The sequence below is a fragment of the Rhodococcus phenolicus genome, from assembly GCF_001646785.1.
Taxonomy (GTDB): domain Bacteria; phylum Actinomycetota; class Actinomycetes; order Mycobacteriales; family Mycobacteriaceae; genus Rhodococcus; species Rhodococcus phenolicus.
Map to the genome: position 1 here is coordinate 1 of NZ_LRRH01000156.1, position 1,986 is coordinate 1,986.

Here is a 1,986-nt window from a genome sequence, read left to right on the forward strand (position 1 = left end):
TGGGCGCGGAGGGTTTCGAAACCACTCGTGCTCCAACGGTTCTCGCTGGTAGGTGAGTCGCACCCGGGGTGGCCTGGAAACTCGATATGCCCTCATATGACGGCATCTACTCGGTTCTGTCGGTGTCACCCTGTGCGACTGTCCGGAATCTGTCTGATTCCCGACCTACCCTGCGAGCGCCCTGGATTCGATCGACCGGAGGGGATCTCGTGAAGAAGGTTCGGGTGGCGCGCGACGACGCGGCACTGATCTACGCGCTCGGTGTCGCGGCACTGTGCCTGTCGTACACCGCGCTCGCGGATGTGGCGGCGCGAGCCGGGCTCGGCGACTGGCAGGCCGCGGTTTGGCCGCTCGTCGTCGACGGACTAATCGTCGCGGCGACCCGGGCGGTGGTGACGCTCGACGCGGGGCCGGCGCGACGGTACGCGTGGCTGCTGCTGTGGTCGGCGGTCGCCGTGTCGGTCGCCGGGAACGTGGCACACCTGCTGCTGCCGCCGGGGCCGGTGCACCCGGGCGTCGCTGCGGCTGTCGCGGTGGTGCCGCCGGTCGCGGCGCTCGCGTTGACGCACCTGGCGATCGTGCGCGCCAGAGCGCTCGCGGGCACCGCAACACGTGACGCCAACAATCGGCCGGAAAATATTATTACCGAGCCGGTCGAAGGCGATGACGCACCCGCGTCACCCGCGTCATCGCAGCTCACCGTCGTGCCGACGCCAGAACTGGAGTCGGGCGACCTCGACGATGACGCACCGGCCGACGAGGGCGACGCACTGCGTCATCGCGCGCGCCAGCTCCGGGACGCCGGCCTGAGCAACTATGCGATCGCGGACCAGATCGGGCGGTCGGAGGCGACTGTGCGGCGCTGGCTGGCGGCGAGCGTCGCGTCGTAGACTGAACCCTCGCGTGGCCGGTGTGACATTCGCTTGAAACTGTTTCACTCGAATGTCACACCGGCCACGTCCAACGCTATGATCGACGCGCCCCGGCGGGGGTTGCTCTATTTGACAGGTCAGTCGTTCTCGCCGGGGCTTTGTCGTACCTGGGGTGCGTAGCCATGCAGCCAAGTGTCGATCGTCGTGCGCTTCCATCCGCGCACGAACTTCTGATGTTCCCCGAGCCCGATGATGGCGTCAGGCTCGGGAAACTTGCCTCTGCGAACGAGGGATTTCAGGGTCTCGAATCGGACTCCGGAGTGATCGGACACATCGAGGAGGCTGAGGTATTGGGCTGTCATAGCCCGGAATCGTAGCACCTACCTGGGTTCACATGAGCATTGAGAAATTCCCTGTCCCTACCGCTTGACATTGACCCTAGTTAGGGGCAATACTTAAGGAGTCAAAGAGAGCAAGACCAGCCAAGGAGAACAACATGACCGCCAAGCTCGCCACCGCCCCCGCCACCATCACGATCTACCCCACCACCGACGCCCTCCACTACGGCGAGGCCGCAACCGACAACGCCCGCGACGACTTCATGGCCTGGATCGTCGGACACGGCTTCACCACCAAGTACGACCTGGACAGCAGCAACGAGTGCGCCGGGTACTACGTCTACAACCAGGCCGGCGAGCAGGTCGCCTCCGCCCTCATCGACTACCGGTAGCCAGGGCTGGGGGCCGGGAAACCGGCCCCCACCCCTCCCCCGATCACACACTCCCGGAAGGCCATACGATGACCCCGATCTTCACCGCCCTGCTCGCCGAGTTCCGCGCCACCGGCCAGATCATGCTGAGCGACGACGAGGACTGACCCCGGACACGACGAAGCGCCCCCGCTCCTCACGACGAGGAACGGGGGCACTTCTGTAGGTCCCGGACGGGAGCCTGACTGCATTGGCGATGCGCGGGCAGGCCACCACCGGGCGGCGTTACAGATCCTCGGCGACGATCTGATCGAACCCCAAACCGCACCCCGAGTTGTACCGCCGAGTCCCGTACCCGAACCCCCGATGCCCCCCGTCGACGGGGGCGATGCCCACACCATCCGG

The 1,986-nt window shown here is 66.1% G+C and carries 3 protein-coding genes; 2 read left to right on the forward strand and 1 reads right to left on the reverse strand.

All coding sequences use genetic code 11. From position 1 onward, the window contains the following. The first annotated feature begins 209 nt into the window (after positions 1-209). On the forward strand, positions 210-890 hold the full coding sequence (locus A8G15_RS28215) for a DUF2637 domain-containing protein (RefSeq protein WP_169833958.1): 681 nt from the start codon (positions 210-212) through the stop codon (positions 888-890). A 119-nt stretch (positions 891-1,009) separates the two neighbouring features. Here A8G15_RS28215 and A8G15_RS28220 read toward each other — a convergent pair whose 3' ends face one another. Next, complete coding sequence (locus A8G15_RS28220) at positions 1,010-1,234, reverse strand: hypothetical protein (protein WP_068166495.1); 225 nt, start codon at positions 1,232-1,234, stop codon at positions 1,010-1,012. Positions 1,235-1,368: 134 nt separating this feature from the next. On the opposite strand from A8G15_RS28220, the gene A8G15_RS28225 reads away from it, so the two are divergent. Next, a complete protein-coding gene (locus A8G15_RS28225) occupies positions 1,369-1,602 on the forward strand; it encodes a hypothetical protein (protein WP_068166496.1) in 234 nt (77 codons plus the stop codon). Positions 1,603-1,986: the final 384 nt, after the last annotated feature.